The organism is Paenibacillus chibensis (assembly GCF_004001045.1).
GTDB classification, from domain to species: Bacteria; Bacillota; Bacilli; order Paenibacillales; family Paenibacillaceae; genus Paenibacillus_AQ; species Paenibacillus_AQ chibensis.
In genome coordinates this window covers 271,402-285,262 of sequence record NZ_BIMK01000001.1, presented here as the reverse complement: position 1 = coordinate 285,262, position 13,861 = coordinate 271,402, and the positions used below count along the sequence as shown (strand labels likewise).

Here is a 13,861-nt window from a genome sequence, read left to right as displayed (position 1 = left end):
GAGAAGTGAAATACAAGCTGATCGCACTGGATGTTGACGGAACCCTGCTGAATGACAATCATGAACTGAGCGAACGGACGAAACAGACGATTCAGGAAGTTTCCCGGAGCGGAGCCGAGATCGTGCTCTGCACTGGTAGAGGCCCGCAAAACTCAATTCCGTTCATGGAACAAATCGGACTGACCGGTTATGTGATTAGCCATAACGGAGCTGCCACGGTAGATGTCGTGACGAAGGAAGTCGTGCATCAGTTTGCGATGGATACCCAGGCGCTGATCCCGTACATGGATTATTTCCGTGAGCAGCGCATTCATTTCGATGTGAATACCGCTTTTCATATGTATGTAGACAGCGTGGAAGGCATGGCCGTCGAGGTACGCAGCATGTACGAAAATTTCCTGATGCTGCCCGCAAACCTGCCGCGTTTGCAGGAATTTAAGGAGCCTGTCGTGAAAGTGACGGCCTTTGATCATGCCGATGTTCTGGATAAGCTGTATGAGGAGATCGTGCAGTGGAAGCCTGAGTTCAACATTTTGCGCAGCGGCGAGTATTTCGTGGATCTGATGCATCCCGATGCGTCCAAAGGCAACGCGCTGAAGCAGTTGGCCGAGCGCCGGGGCATTTTGCCGGAGGAAGTGCTCGCGATCGGCAATTATTTTAACGACATTACGATGCTCACCTTTGCGGGACTCGGCATCGCCATGGACAACTCCCCGCTGGAGGTCAAGGCAGCCGCCAATGAAGTGACAGCCTCCAATAATGAGGATGGCGTGCACGAAGCGCTTCTCAAATACTGCCTGTCCTAAACATAAAAGGTTACCCCGGCCGGATATTCGGCTGAAGGGTAACCTTTTTTGATATATGGAATGATTTCAGGGCTTCCGCCTAGTACCTGAATAGGCTTTGGAGCAGGGCCGCGATTTGATGGATTGCTTTATACCTGCCGCAGTCCTTTGGGGACATGATTCTTCAACTGTCCGCCGCTGGCTTTGCCCCAGCCCAAAGGAAGGCCGTCGACGGTAACCAGGGTCCAGCCCCGCAGGGAAGGATCGACCGGCAGGATTTCTCCGCGCAGATACAGGTCCACATGCGGATCATCTGCCATGAGCTGGACCGTATTTTTGGCTTGCTGCGGGCTAATCGCCATCGCAAGGGCATGCGCGGGCTCGATCCGGTTTTTCTTCATGTGAGCCAGGTGCAGACCGGCCCTTGGAAGCTTGAGTCCGGCGATATCAAGCATCTCTGGCACAGGGACGAGATAAAGGGCATCGCCGAACAGAACCGGGCTGCCTGCCGGCACTCGGTAGCCGGGAAGCTCTTCAGCCGCCCATGAAGCAAAATCACGCAGCGCGGCTTGCTCCGCCGTCGTTCTCCCTTTATCCTGCGTCTTCCGCGGCCGTTTCCGGTCTTTGCCGCCGCCCTCCGGATCAGAAGCTTCCTGCTTGCTCAGCAGAGCTACGAAATGTCCTTCTCCCGCCTCGTGATGCGGCCATAGCCTTCTCATCTCCACGAGCGTCATATCCGGATAGGCTGTCGTAAAATGCTCCATCATATCTTCATTTTCACTGCGGTTAAAGGTGCAGGTCGAATAGGCCAACGTTCCGCCGGGTTTGAGCATCGCATAGGCATGATACAGAATGTCCCGCTGACGGGTGGCGCATAGATCGACCATGGCCGGGGACCATTCCTCCATCGCTTTCGGATCCTTGCGGAACATGCCTTCTCCCGAGCAGGGAGCATCCAGCATAATCCGGTCAAAGGCTGCCGGGAAACGCCGTGACAGCTCATCGGGAGCCGCGCAGGTGACGAGCGCATTGGAGATGCCCATCCGCTCCACATTTTCCGCGAGAATTTTGGCGCGATCGGGATGTATTTCGTTGGAGATGAGCAGGCCCTCTCCATTCATTTTGGAAGCGATATGGGTGCTCTTACCTCCAGGTGCGGCAGCGAGGTCCAGAACGGTTTCGCCCGGCTTGGGATCCAGCAGCTCGACGGCCGACATCGCGGAAGGTTCTTGGATGTAATAGAGGCCTGCCTGGTGATAAGCGTGTTTGCCTGGTCTTGAGCCCTCGGGGTAATAATAGCCGCTCGGGCACCACGGAACGGGCCTCAGATCAAACAGGGATATAACGGCTTGCTTGAGCTCCGGTGTGGCTTTCAGGTTATTAAAGCGCAAACCCTGCGTGCGCGGAAGGTCATAGCTGTGCAAAAAGGCGGGAAGATCCCCGCCAAGTATCGGTTTCATTTCTTCAATGTATGCTGAAGGCAGTTTTTCTTTGCCCATGCTTCAAACTCCTTTGTGAATCATTGATGTAAGGGGAATATAAATTCCCTATGTATGGAAGCATTTCGTTGTAATATGTCTTATTTCTTGATGTCATGTTCCTGTTTCTTCGATTTCTTTTTTGGAGGAAGGGCTCCGGTAAGGGGACACCTTGTTTTTTCCGGTGGTCTTGGAGCGGTACATGGCCTGGTCGGCCTGTTGTACCAACTCTTCCCCTGTTACGTTCTTGCGCAGGGTGCTGTAGCCTACGCTTATGGTGACGATCGTTTCTTCGGCTACCCGGGCGCGGATGCGTTCAGCGATTTGTGCAACCTTCGCCCGCTTGTCGACGACAAGCGCCACAAGCTCCTCCCCGCCAAATCTGCCGCTTAACCCGACCTCTGCGACTTCCTCGTCAATGATGGCGGCGACTTGCTTCAAGACAAGGTCCGCCTGATGGTGGCCCTGGGTATCGTTCAGCTTCTTGAAATTGTCGATATCGCAAAAGATCATCGATACTTTGGCGCCTTGATCCACGTAACGGTTAAGCTGCTTCGTAAAAAATCTCCGGTTGTACAAGTTGGTCAGCCCGTCTGTAATGGAGGAACGGTAAATGGATTGCATGAGCTCCACAATCCGCTCGAACAGAATCAGAAAGATGACAGTGTAATAGACGAGCGGCAGCCATACCTCAGTCGATTCCATCCAGGAGCTGTGATGCTCCGTATAACGGGACAGCATCCCAAGAGCGATGTAGACGAAGTAGACCGCCATTCCTGCAGCGAATTTCCCTCGTTGGCCGATCCGCCGCCAGATAAAGGCAGCTCCTACGACTAGAATACCCAACGGGTAGACATCCAAGTAAATCGACTGCCAGCCAGTCCCCATGGAAGGAAAGAAATCTGAAAGCAGCGGCAGCAAAAACAGCAGCAGCATCGCCGAAAATATCGCATAAGCCGCCTTGTTCATCCGCCTGTACAGCTGATAAACCGATATATTCAGCAGCAGGAAGGAAATAATCCGGATATCCGCGGCCCATTCGAAGCTTCTCCCCGGATGGTTCGAAAAAGCAAAATGGATGTTCAGACTTTCGTATGTCATAATGAAAAGAAAGGCAGTCACCATCGACAAATAGGCTTTTTTTCGCTGTTTGCTGTACATAATGAGGCACATCAGCGTCATGATGAGTATGATGTACAGACTGCATGCTGACGCAATGCCCGCCGCAGCGGAAGGAAATGATACAGAAACGTAAGGCATGATCATAGATCGGCTCCCGATAATGGTTTTCCTTTACTGAAACATATGTTCCAATATATCATAATTCCAAAGATCCTGAAACGAAAAAGAGAATACGGAAAGGGGCGTTTTCCCCATGAGATTACTGCAAGCACTCTTCTTTCCACCAGAGCAGCCGGGTGGTGTATCCTCGATGATTCCTTATATGCAGGAGAGATTTCAATCATCGAGATGGGATATGGAGATGTTCTGGCTGCCGAAGCGCATCCGCAATAAAGGGCAGGAAGAAATCCGATTCGAAACCTTCGATTGGAGGGAGTACGGGGACAGTCCCACGGTGCAGAAATACATCCAAACCTACAGGGATTACTTGTGGTGGACGAAGCTTCGTATACAAAAGCCGTACGATCTGATTCACGCCCATCATCCGATCGCGGGCCTGGCCATGAAGCAGGTGTTTCCGGAAGCGCCGCTGATTCAAACCATCCACTCGAGCTACGAGAAAGAGCTGATATTGAACGGGAAAATCAAGGCTGATGGTCCGGAACACCGCTTTCTCGTCTCCCTGTACCGGGAGCTGGAACTAAAAAGCGAACGGATGCTGACCGTGTCGCGGTCATTCGCCGACTATTTGAGCCCTTATGTGGAGCATCCCGAACAGATCGGCGTGACCCCAAACGGATTCGACGAAAAACGTTTCAAGCCTGTACCGCATGAGAATGAAGTGCCGCAGCTGATTACGGTTTGCCGCCTGGTGCCGGCCAAGGGACTCGACATTTTACTTAAAGCCTGTGCGGAACTGAAAAACAAAGGCCTGGACTATGTACTTCATATTATCGGCGACGGCCCGTACCGCACGGAGCTTGAAACGCTGGCCAAGCAGCTTGGCATTTACAACGAAACCATTTTTTACGGATATACGCTTCATCCCGAGGAATTTATGCCATTCTTCGATATCTTCGTCCTGCCGTCGCGTGCGGAGGCATTCGGCTCCGTATTCGCCGAGGCGGCGCTCAGCTGCCTTGCCCTGGTCGGTACGGATGTCGGAGGCATTGCCGAGCAGATTGAGGATGGCGTAAACGGTCTGCTGGTGCCGTCTGAGGATTACATCGCGCTTAGCGAGGCTTTGGAGAAGGTCATCACGGATCCGCTATACCGCTACGATCTGGCCCGGACGGCCTGGGATAAGGCGAAAAGCCAATATTCCCTGACTTATGCCGTCAACGAGCTGAAGAAATTATACTTACAATATTCTTCATGAAAGAGGGATTGAATGGTTCCTTTTAAATTCATCCATACGGCGGATCTCCATCTCGACAGCCAATTCAAAGGGATCAGCGGGCTGTCTGAAGGGATCCGCTCCTTTCTGCGCGAATCGACGTTTGCAGCGCTGGAGCAGCTGATTCGTTTGGCGATTTCCCGGCAGGTCGACTTTATCGTGATCAGCGGCGATGTTTACGATGCCAAGGATTCCTCTTTGCAGGCGCAGCTCCGCTTTCACGAGGCACTGGACCGCTTGGGGGATCACGGCATCGGGGTGTACATCATCCATGGAAACCATGATCCGCTGGACAGTCCACGCATGACGACCGCCAAGAAGGAGCATGTGCATGTATTCGGGCCCGAATTCGAGCGCGTGACCGCTTTCAGGAGGCAAGACCACAGGCCGGTAGCCGTCATCGGCGGCATATCGTACCCGACGGCCAAAGTCATGGATAACACCTCGCTGCGCTTTCGGAGGGACAAGGATCAATCCTTGTTCCATATTGCGCTTCTTCACGCCAATGTGGACGGGGATCCGGCTCATGAAACCTATTCACCCTGCACCCGCCAGGATTTGACCGAAACGGGCTATGATTACTGGGCCTTAGGGCATATCCACAAAAGACAGATAATGCAGGAATCTCCTTACATCGTGTACCCCGGGAACATTCAAGGGCGCAGTATCCGCGAGACCGGAGCGAAAGGCTGCTATGTGGTCGAGGTCGATGAGGCCGGAACGGTTCACATGCGCTTTCATGAGCTCGACGCTGTAAGGTGGTGTCATGAAACGCTCCCGATCGACGGCCTGGCAGGGGAAGAAGCGTTCCAGCAGCAGGTGGAGGACAGGCTGCAGTCGATTGGAAGCGATAGTCCCGACCGCATGAGCGTTGTCAGGTTTGTTCTTACGGGACGGGGCCCCCTGCACGAGAAGCTGGAGGATGGCCGGGCTGCGGAGGACCTGCTGCACGAGCTGCACCGCAAAGCCATTCGCATCGCAGCAGAGACAGGCGGCTGCGAAGGGCTTGTTTGGGTGGAAAGCTTTGAAATCCGTTCGGGTCCATGGCTTGACCGCGAGGCGCTGCTGCAGGAAAACAGCTTTCTAGGCGAGTTGCTGCGCTACGGCCGGCAGGCCAGAGAGGAGAAGAGCATCCGGGATGATATTTATCGCAGGGCGCTGGATCCTTTAATGACCAGCCGGGAGCTGAGAAAACTCCTGAATGAGACGGATGATGAAGAACAGGCAGGCTGGCTGGATCGTGCCGAGGAATTGGCGATGCTGCTTTTATCCGGACATGGTGAAGAAGGAGGCGGGCCGAATGAAGATTAAGCGCCTGCAAATTCACGGTTTCGGCAAAATGAAGGATCAGGATATCCAATTCAGCTCGCCGGTCACGGTTCTGGCCGGCCCGAATGAAGCCGGAAAGAGCACCGTTCTGCAATTTGTCCGTTCGATGCTGTACGGCATTCCGAGCCGTGCTTATCCTGCTGAAAGATATGAGCCGCCCGGGGGCGGCCGCCATGGCGGCGTACTGACGGCCGAATCGGACGACGGCTCGATCTGGAGCGTATCGAGGCATGCTTCCGCGGATCAACGGGCAGCCTCCGGCCGCGCAGAGCAGCTGAGCATCGTCAAGACGACTCCGCAGGGCGCGGCTATACCTATGACCCAAAGCGATCTGGAAAGAGAACTCCTGGGCGGCATGTCGCGCGACATGTTCAAGCAGCTGTTTGCCGTTACCTTGACGGAGCTGCAGGAAATCAGGACGCTGCAGTCCGAGGAAATGGGCAGCTATCTTTTTCATGCCGGCTTCGGCGGAGGCGGCGAAATCATGCGCGCGGAACGAAAGCTTATTCAAGGGATGGAAAAGCTGTACAAGCCCCGCGGCCGCGTTCAAGAAAGCGCCAAAGTACTGCAGGCAATTGAACAGCTGCAGCGGGAAATTGCGGAAAGCCGTTCTTATCTCGGCAAATACATGGAAGCGGAAGAGCGGCTGCTTGAAGCGGACCGGAACTTAAAAGAGTCGGACAACTTAAGAGAAGCCGCATCCGGGCAGCTTGCCATACTCCGTAAGGCATTGGAAATCCGCCCGCAGTGGCTCGCATGGAAGGAAGCAGCGATGGAACGTGATGCCCTTCCCGAGCCCGCGCCGTTCCCCGAGGAAGGGATTCAGCGTTGGCAGCGGCTGCAGGAAGATCAGACCAGGGTAGAGCTGAGGCTGCAGGAGCTGGAACACTCATCCGAGGAATGCATGCAGCAATTGAACCTCCTTCCGCTCGATAAACGGCTGATCGGCCAAGGCCCTCTGATCGACAAGCTTACGTCACGGCGCGAATACGTGGAAATGCGCCTGAAGGAACAGCAGGAGTTATCCGGAGAAGCGTCTGCGCTGACGGACCAGCTGCAGCGTCTGCTCCGGCAAATTCATGCGGGCTGGGAAACGGCTGAGCTTAGGGAATTTTCCGGATCGGTATCCGAGAGGGAAGCGGTTCGGCGGTATGCCGGAGGATTTGCCGGTTATGACCGGCGCATGGAGGTGCTTGCGCAGGAACGGGAGCAGAAGACCCGGCAGCTGGAGTCTGCAGAGCTTGAGCGCACCCAGTCCGAAGCCGCATACAAGGCTGTGGAGGAAGCAGGACGAGAGCGATTCCGCATGTTCATCCCGCAAACCAGGTCCGAGCTGATGTCCGCCTGGACTGAATTGCAGCTGGAGTCGGACAACTGGCGCGAAACAAGGTTGAGCAGCCGTACTTGGCATGAGCGCGAGGAGCGGGAAGCCCTGGTACGCCAGGGTATGAAGGCTCTATACGGGAAGCTGCTCTGGGGCAGTGCGGCCTTCACGTTGATATTGCCGGCTGTATTATGGCTGCTTCACTCCGTTTGGGGAGCGGTCGCGGCTTTACTGTTATTGATCGTTGCCGACATCATGCTGTGGCGAGGGAGCAGAGCCTCAACGGACAGCCGGCGTGCACGCAGACGGAGGGAGCCTTCATTGGATGAAACGAATACCGCCGAAGAGCGCATATCCAAGCGGATGGCGGCCCTCGTTAATCATCCGTTAGCAGCCGCTGCCTCTGAGGCAGGGGAACAAGGGCGAAGATCATCGAATACTGCCGAGATCATTGAGTCTTCGCTGCGTGAGCTGCGAAAGCTGGTTGATGCAAGGCTATCTTGGCAGGATGAGCTCGATCGGACCCGAATCGTTGCCGAGAGCACGGCTCAGCGCTCCGATGCATTGCGGTCCGAGGTATCGGCACTGGCAGGCAAAATGGACGAAGAGCAACGGTTCTTTACGGAGCTGGACGCCAAATGGCGGCGGTGGCTTGCGGAGCGGAAGCTGCCGGAAAGCTGCTCACCGGAGACGGTTATGGATATGTTCGTTTTTGCCGAGCAAGGGATGGAGCTGGTGCGAAGGCTGGATACGCTTGAACGCAAACAGGAGGCGCTGGCACAGGAAATCGTTTCCTTCGAGAAGGAATGCCGGCAAATAGCAGAGGATCAAGAGGTGTACGAAACCGGGGAGCTCTTGCGTTTGCTGGAGCTCCGAAAAACGGACTGGGAGCGGCAGCAGCATCTCCTTCGTCAAAAAGAAGCGATTCGTTCGAAGCTGGAACCGATGCAAGCGGGGATCTTCAGGCTGAACGAAGAAAAAGGCAGACTGAAGCGGGCTGCCCTGACATTATTGGAAGAAGCGAGAGCTCTGGATGGAGAATCGTTCCTGCGTGCCGGCGCGGCGGTGGAACGCGGGAAGGAACTGGACCGTATCATCCGCCAGCTGGAGATCAGCATGTTCAGCGGCTGGTCGGGCGACCGGCTGCAATCGCTCCAGGATACGCTGGAGCAGATGGATGCCGCTGCATTGGAGGAAGCATTCCGGCAAGCGTCTGAAAGGCTGGAACAGGCTGATCAGCGTTGGAACGAACTGCAGCAGCAGCGTGGCCGGCTGCTCCAGGAACGGGATCAGCTGGTCAAGCTGTGCGCTCATGATACGGCACTGCAGCAGCTCGAGGAACAAAGGTCGCTGCTGAAAGAGATCACGGCGGAATATGCCGTGCTGTCTCTGTGCGCGGAATTGATTGCAAGCACGCGCAGCGTCTATGAGCGGGATAAACAGCCGGAAGTGCTGAAGCTGGCTTCAGCCTATTTCCAAGAGCTTACCCGCGGAAGCTACAGCCGGATCGTCATGAAAATCGGGGAGAAAAAACTGCTCGCCGAGCACCGCGATTCGGGGTTGATCGACAGCTCGCTCCTGAGCCGGGGAACGGCAGAGCAGCTGTATCTTGCGATGCGGTTTGCCTTTGCCTCCAGCATGAAGGATAAAGCCCCCGTGCCTCTGCTGCTTGATGATCTTTTCGTTAATTTTGATGAAGATCGCATGTGCGCAGCCCTCGATTTGGCGGGGAGCCTGTCTCAGGACCGGCAGATCATTATGCTGACCTGCCACCGGTATGTGGCGGAGCAGGCGATGCATCGGATTCCGGAAGCAGAGGTCATTCGGATTTGAGCACCAGTTTGACGGCCCAAATCATCGCCAGGCATCCGAACAGCGGATAAAGCACGGATAGAAGCGAACTGAAACCGAACTGGCTGAGCATAAAACAAATGAACATCACCCCGACCGAAATCAGCTTCGGGGACAGCTGCAGATGCTGCTGGAGCTGAAGCGTGATGCCATAGATATCGGCGACAAACGTGCTGAATATTTCCATGAATATAAGCACCACATAAATCAATTGCACGGCCGCTCCCAGATGGGTGGCAATACTGCCCATCGGGATTTCGTATTGGCGTATGCCCGGCATATGCGCGGATATGGCCACATGCGCCGAAAGCAGCATCAGTCCGACGCCAATGCCTCCCAGAATCCCTCCCCATTTGACCGCAGAGGCGCTATCGGTCTTGCTTCCGAGCGGGACAAGCACCGCCTGGGCCATGACCAGATTAAAGGCGGTATAAATGAGGGGCGAAAGCCAGATTACACCCATAGACTGGTCGGTCGACAAGTTGAGGAAACGGTCGGACGTGGGAAGATGGAGCGTATTCATGACGATCAGCACCGAGAGCGTCAGCATCATCGGCACGACAATGCTGTTGATTTGCAGGATCGCGTGAATTCCCCGGTTCAGTAAAAGATAAGTTCCGATGATGGTCAGCAGAAGACCGGTTTGATAATGCATGTTCAGATGCTCCATGAACACTGAGCCCGCGCCGGCCAGCATGACGCTGTTCACGCCGATCAGGATGACCAGCATGACCATGCTGATGACGGCTCCGGCTTTCGGACCGAAGAGATGCTTGTTCAAATCCTCATAGGATTTGGCTTCAATCCGCCGCGACATGATCATCATTTTCGTGCCAAGCCAGATGAACAGAGCGGTCGCCACCAGGATGGTCAGCGTCCCCCATTTACCGTATTGGGTGAAAAACTGGATGATTTCCTGGCCGGTCGCAAATCCGGCTCCGACGATCGTTCCGATGTATGTAAATGCGATTTGTAAAATGCGTATCCCGTTTTTCATCTTGATCCTCCCTGCTTTAAAGCGGCGCTATTGTGTACTTCGCATAGTACAGGTTATGATGGGGACAGGAAGGACATGACTCAACATGTCCAAAAAACGGTTAGACCTCGGTGGGGATGACGAACTTCACAACCGCTAGAGAAAAGAGAGGTATAACGCTTGACAGAAATTATGGTTTATCTGACACAATACGGTTACGTGGCGCTGTTTATTCTGCTTGCCCTGGGCATTTTAGGGATACCGGTTCCCGATGAAACGCTGATTGCGACATTCGGGGGGATGATCGCGCAGGGGCATTTCCATTTTGCCGGGGCGCTTACGGTAACCTTTTTCGGCAGCATGACGGGCATGATGATCAGCTATACACTTGGAAGAAAAGTGGGAAAGCCTCTTCTCGACCGCTATGGCAAATGGATCAGAATAACGCCAAGCCGCCTGCAGTCCACGGAAGCCTGGTTCAAACGCTACGGACCCGTCAGCATTATTCTCGGTTATTTCGTACCGGGGCTTCGCCACTTGTCTTCTTATATGGCAGGGATCTCCAAAGTGCCTTTAAGCCGATATCTGCTTTACGCCGCTGCAGGTGCCTTGCTGTTTTGCACGACATTTTTGCTGATCGGACATGCGGTGGGGTACCACTGGAATGAAATCGCGGTCATGATGGAGCGTTCGACGCTGCGGATCGGAGTTCTTGTTATCGCCATCATCGCGCTTGGAAGCGCCGGGATCATCTGGTGGAGAAAACGCTGAATGTCATAAACAGCATCAATGCGGATGGAGTTCTTGAATCGCGGACAAGGATTATGTTATTTTTTAAGTCAAACAAGAAGAAGTGCGGTCATGGGGGTTGATGGAATGGATAAATTGAAGCAAAGAATTATTGAAGAGAGCTCGGTCATGTCGGAGCAGGTCCTGAATTTGGACGGTCTTCTGAATCATCAGGTCGACCCGCAGCTGACAATGGAGATGGGCCGCGAGTTTGCCGCCCGTTTTGCGGATGCAGGCGTGACGCGGGTCATTACGGTTGAATCCTCAGGCATTTCCGTCGCTTTTGCCACGGCGCTGGAGCTGGGGGTGCCCCTGGTGTTCGCCCGCCGCAAAAAAACGCTGCTCGCGGATCCGGATGCCTTGTGCGAGCGCGTTCCTTCCTTTACCAAAGGAATTGTCACCGATATCATGCTTTCGCGTAAATATATCCAAGAGCAGGATAAGGTATTGTTTATCGATGATATTATCGCCAACGGGGATGCCGCCAGGGGGCTCGTGAAAATTATCAGCCGCTCGGGTGCGGAGCTTGTCGGGCTGGGCGTAGTCGTGGAAAAATGCTTCCAGGCCGGCGCGAAGGCCATACGCGATCAGGGTATCCGGCTGGAATCCTTGGTGCGGATCGAGTCGCTGGATAACGGCAGCATCACCTTTGCCGACTAGTCCAAATATAAACAATTCCTTTCAAGTAGCGTCATTTTCGCTTATAATAGTCTTGAGATCACGTAGAGGGGAGGCAGCACAAATGGGGAAAGAACCGGTAACCGAGCAGTATTTCGTCGATAAACTGGCTGCAGCGAAAGATCATTTTGAACGCGCATTGGATTGCAAGCATACGGAGTTTGATGATCTTTATCCCTATATGATGGAGCATCCCCAGTTTTTCTGGTACAAACGCTATGTCGCCTGGTCAGAACTGCTGACTATCGTGCGTATGTGTGATGAGCTTGACTTTTCCTGGAAGGAATTGTTTACCCCTCATCAAGTGGAGTATGTTGAAAAACGGGTGATGTCTTCGACCGTGCTCGATTTTTGGTTTGAAAAAAACGACAGCAGAGAACATGCACAACGTTAATTTGCCGTTTAGATAGCGAATCAGGCAGGAACCTGCTGCAAAGGATATGACCTAAATGAGCCCATTTAGGTCTTTTTTTGTGAGAAGATCAGAAAGGAGGCCAGGATCATGATTACCGACGATCAATTGAACAGCTACCGGCTTTCCGGCGAAATGGTCCGGGTGGTCCGCGATCAGTTGGAAGACAACGACGTCAAAGGGATTGTCGTCGCCTGGAACGAGGAGCAGGTAATGATCCGGAGACGCAACCGTAAAGTCGTCAAGCTCGACCGGAACTATTCGTATCAGCCAGCGGACGAGCCCCGGAAAAATCCCGGGGAGTAAAGCCAGAACCGGCATATTTTAACCTCGGCCAGGAAAAAGTAAGGGGACACGCCAGCATGCCAGGACAAGGCATACACAATGGTGGCACCATACTTCCAGGAAAGAGGATGAGCGACGGATGGACCTGATGAACGATAAAATACAGGCTTACAAAAATGAAATCAGCCAATTGGGAGAACGCCTGCCCGATATCGCACAGGCCTATCATCAATTCACGGGTCAATGCATGGCGGAAGGGGCTCTCGATGCCAAAACGAAGCAGCTGATCGCGCTCGGCATCAGCCTGGCGTCCAACAATGAAGTCTGCACGTATTACCATCTTGGAGAGGCGCGTTCCAAGGGGGCTAGCGAGCAGGAAATCATGGAAGCCGTTGCGGTAAGTGGAGCGGTAGGGGCGGGACATGCTTTCTCGCAAGGGTTGACGCGGGTTCAGCATGCCATAGCTGAAGGAACCGTGCAGTAACGGAAGAACCGGAGCTTATACCAAAAAAAGACAGCCGCCGTGACCCGTCCCGCTTTCAGGCGCGGAAGGGCCGGCGGCTCTTCCATTTCGCGGGTGTGTCCCTTGACGAGTGCTCTCACCATACGGACTCGGGGACGGGAGGTGTCTGCGCATGCGGGTCGCCGGCAAAAGAGGTCGCAGACGGCGAGCCCGAAGAGAGTCCGAGATAGGCTTTCATTCTCGCCATCATTTCGCCGCGGAAGGCCGGCCAGACGATATTCATGTCTCCTGAGTAGCCCCGGCATACGTACTCCGCTTCGACGCCGTTGTCGTTTTGTCCGATGCGGTAAATCCGGATCCGGCGCGACGCGAATTCACGTTTAACCTCCGACAGCAGCATCTGCGTCTGGAGATCCCCTTTTTCAAGCACCTCCATATACAGCTCCGGTGTTTTGAATACGCCGCTGTCCTTCATGATTTTCAGGTCCCGCTCAAACATTCTATGAATGAACTGCAACAGCAAATAGCTCTTGATCAAGGATAACTCCTCTGAAGTGATGCCGGGAACCGTCATCATGAACACCGCCTTTGAATGGGAACTTATGTTCTTATTTTAACCTCTCAGACGGTTTTTAATCAATCCCTCCGGCACTGGCATTTACTCCCGTTTGATGTGGGATCCCAAAAATACATAAAAAGTGTTGACTAATTTTTGAGCGCATGGTATGATCTATCTTGTCGCCGCGAAAGAGTTTGAAGCGCGGAAACGACAACTACATATGCGGTCGTGGCGGAATTGGCAGACGCGCACGGTTCAGGTCCGTGTGGGCTAACCCCCCGTGGAGGTTCGAGTCCTCTCGACCGCATCCTATCAAAAGACGCTTTGGACTTTTTGTCCGAAGCGTCTTTTTTCGTGCGGATACATATTTCCTCCTGCTTTCTCAAACACTGAGGGTATTGAGAATTAGCCTGC

Annotated in this window: 13 protein-coding genes and 1 tRNA gene; 10 read left to right on the top strand and 4 right to left on the bottom strand. The window is 54.0% G+C overall.

Translation table 11 applies throughout. From position 1 onward, the window contains the following. Nucleotides 1–5 precede the first annotated feature (5 nt). Nucleotides 6–806, top strand: coding sequence for a Cof-type HAD-IIB family hydrolase (locus PCH05_RS01295; RefSeq protein WP_127599841.1), 801 nt, complete (start codon nt 6–8; stop codon nt 804–806). A 128-nt stretch (nt 807–934) separates the two neighbouring features. On the opposite strand, the gene PCH05_RS01290 is transcribed toward PCH05_RS01295, so the two are convergent. Both PCH05_RS01290 and PCH05_RS01285 read right to left on the bottom strand, forming a co-directional pair. Next, nucleotides 935–2,284 (bottom strand): RsmB/NOP family class I SAM-dependent RNA methyltransferase, encoded by a 1,350-nt coding sequence (locus PCH05_RS01290; RefSeq protein ID WP_127599839.1) that lies wholly within the window; start codon nt 2,282–2,284, stop codon nt 935–937. Nucleotides 2,285–2,377: 93 nt separating this feature from the next. After that, nucleotides 2,378–3,523: a GGDEF domain-containing protein gene (locus PCH05_RS01285; RefSeq protein WP_246049314.1), complete on the bottom strand. Its 1,146-nt coding sequence runs from the start codon at nt 3,521–3,523 to the stop codon at nt 2,378–2,380. A 115-nt stretch (nt 3,524–3,638) separates the two neighbouring features. Between PCH05_RS01285 and PCH05_RS01280 the strand changes: the two genes are divergently transcribed. The 3 genes from PCH05_RS01280 to PCH05_RS01270 are packed head-to-tail and all read left to right on the top strand — an operon-like array spanning nt 3,639 to nt 9,267. Beyond that, nucleotides 3,639–4,763: a glycosyltransferase family 4 protein gene (locus PCH05_RS01280; RefSeq protein ID WP_127599837.1), complete on the top strand. Its 1,125-nt coding sequence runs from the start codon at nt 3,639–3,641 to the stop codon at nt 4,761–4,763. Nucleotides 4,764–4,775: 12 nt separating this feature from the next. After that, complete coding sequence (locus PCH05_RS01275) at nt 4,776–6,092, top strand: metallophosphoesterase family protein (protein WP_127599835.1); 1,317 nt, start codon at nt 4,776–4,778, stop codon at nt 6,090–6,092. Next, nucleotides 6,082–9,267, top strand: a complete 3,186-nt coding sequence (locus PCH05_RS01270; RefSeq protein WP_164766500.1) for an AAA family ATPase — start codon at nt 6,082–6,084, stop codon at nt 9,265–9,267. Before PCH05_RS01275 ends, PCH05_RS01270 begins: the two co-directional genes overlap by 11 nt. Here the strand turns inward: PCH05_RS01270 and PCH05_RS01265 are convergent. Next, nucleotides 9,254–10,282: a YkvI family membrane protein gene (locus PCH05_RS01265; protein WP_127599831.1), complete on the bottom strand. Its 1,029-nt coding sequence runs from the start codon at nt 10,280–10,282 to the stop codon at nt 9,254–9,256. The two genes, PCH05_RS01270 and PCH05_RS01265, sit on opposite strands and share 14 nt — an antisense overlap. A gap of 159 nt (nt 10,283–10,441) precedes the next feature. Here PCH05_RS01265 and PCH05_RS01260 point away from each other — a divergent pair, with 159 nt between their 5' ends. The 5 genes from PCH05_RS01260 to PCH05_RS01240 all read left to right on the top strand — a co-directional run bounded on the left by PCH05_RS01260 (nt 10,442) and on the right by PCH05_RS01240 (nt 12,909). Next, nucleotides 10,442–11,032: a DedA family protein gene (locus PCH05_RS01260; RefSeq protein ID WP_127599829.1), complete on the top strand. Its 591-nt coding sequence runs from the start codon at nt 10,442–10,444 to the stop codon at nt 11,030–11,032. Nucleotides 11,033–11,137: 105 nt separating this feature from the next. After that, nucleotides 11,138–11,710 carry a xanthine phosphoribosyltransferase gene (locus tag PCH05_RS01255; protein ID WP_127599827.1) on the top strand — a complete coding sequence of 191 codons (573 nt, stop codon included), beginning with the start codon at nt 11,138–11,140 and terminating at the stop codon, nt 11,708–11,710. An 82-nt stretch (nt 11,711–11,792) separates the two neighbouring features. Beyond that, the gene (locus tag PCH05_RS01250; protein WP_127599825.1) at nt 11,793–12,122 is read left to right on the top strand and encodes a hypothetical protein; all 330 of its coding nucleotides are present in this window, start codon (nt 11,793–11,795) and stop codon (nt 12,120–12,122) included. A gap of 108 nt (nt 12,123–12,230) precedes the next feature. After that, on the top strand, nt 12,231–12,446 hold the full coding sequence (locus tag PCH05_RS01245) for a hypothetical protein (RefSeq protein WP_127599823.1): 216 nt from the start codon (nt 12,231–12,233) through the stop codon (nt 12,444–12,446). 118 nt (nt 12,447–12,564) lie between these two features. Continuing rightward, the gene (locus PCH05_RS01240; protein ID WP_127599821.1) at nt 12,565–12,909 is read left to right on the top strand and encodes a carboxymuconolactone decarboxylase family protein; all 345 of its coding nucleotides are present in this window, start codon (nt 12,565–12,567) and stop codon (nt 12,907–12,909) included. 115 nt (nt 12,910–13,024) lie between these two features. Here PCH05_RS01240 and PCH05_RS01235 read toward each other — a convergent pair whose 3' ends face one another. Then, entirely contained in the window at nt 13,025–13,465 is a 441-nt protein-coding gene (locus PCH05_RS01235; protein WP_174806212.1) for a YhjD family protein, read from the bottom strand. Between the two features lie 204 nt (nt 13,466–13,669). Between PCH05_RS01235 and PCH05_RS01230 the strand changes: the two genes are divergently transcribed. Further along, nucleotides 13,670–13,754, top strand: a tRNA-Leu gene (locus PCH05_RS01230). The last annotated feature ends 107 nt before the right edge of the window (nt 13,755–13,861 follow it).

Coding starts and splice junctions, on each gene's coding strand:
- PCH05_RS01290 (WP_127599839.1), bottom strand. CDS start 2,284: ATGGGCAAAGAAAAACTGCCTTCAGCATACATTGAAGAAATGAAACCG.
- PCH05_RS01285 (WP_246049314.1), bottom strand. CDS start 3,523: ATGCCTTACGTTTCTGTATCATTTCCTTCCGCTGCGGCGGGCATTGCG.
- PCH05_RS01280 (WP_127599837.1), top strand. CDS start 3,639: ATGAGATTACTGCAAGCACTCTTCTTTCCACCAGAGCAGCCGGGTGGT.
- PCH05_RS01275 (WP_127599835.1), top strand. CDS start 4,776: ATGGTTCCTTTTAAATTCATCCATACGGCGGATCTCCATCTCGACAGC.
- PCH05_RS01270 (WP_164766500.1), top strand. CDS start 6,082: ATGAAGATTAAGCGCCTGCAAATTCACGGTTTCGGCAAAATGAAGGAT.
- PCH05_RS01265 (WP_127599831.1), bottom strand. CDS start 10,282: ATGAAAAACGGGATACGCATTTTACAAATCGCATTTACATACATCGGA.
- PCH05_RS01255 (WP_127599827.1), top strand. CDS start 11,138: ATGGATAAATTGAAGCAAAGAATTATTGAAGAGAGCTCGGTCATGTCG.
- PCH05_RS01250 (WP_127599825.1), top strand. CDS start 11,793: ATGGGGAAAGAACCGGTAACCGAGCAGTATTTCGTCGATAAACTGGCT.
- PCH05_RS01245 (WP_127599823.1), top strand. CDS start 12,231: ATGATTACCGACGATCAATTGAACAGCTACCGGCTTTCCGGCGAAATG.
- PCH05_RS01240 (WP_127599821.1), top strand. CDS start 12,565: ATGGACCTGATGAACGATAAAATACAGGCTTACAAAAATGAAATCAGC.
- PCH05_RS01235 (WP_174806212.1), bottom strand. CDS start 13,465: ATGATGACGGTTCCCGGCATCACTTCAGAGGAGTTATCCTTGATCAAG.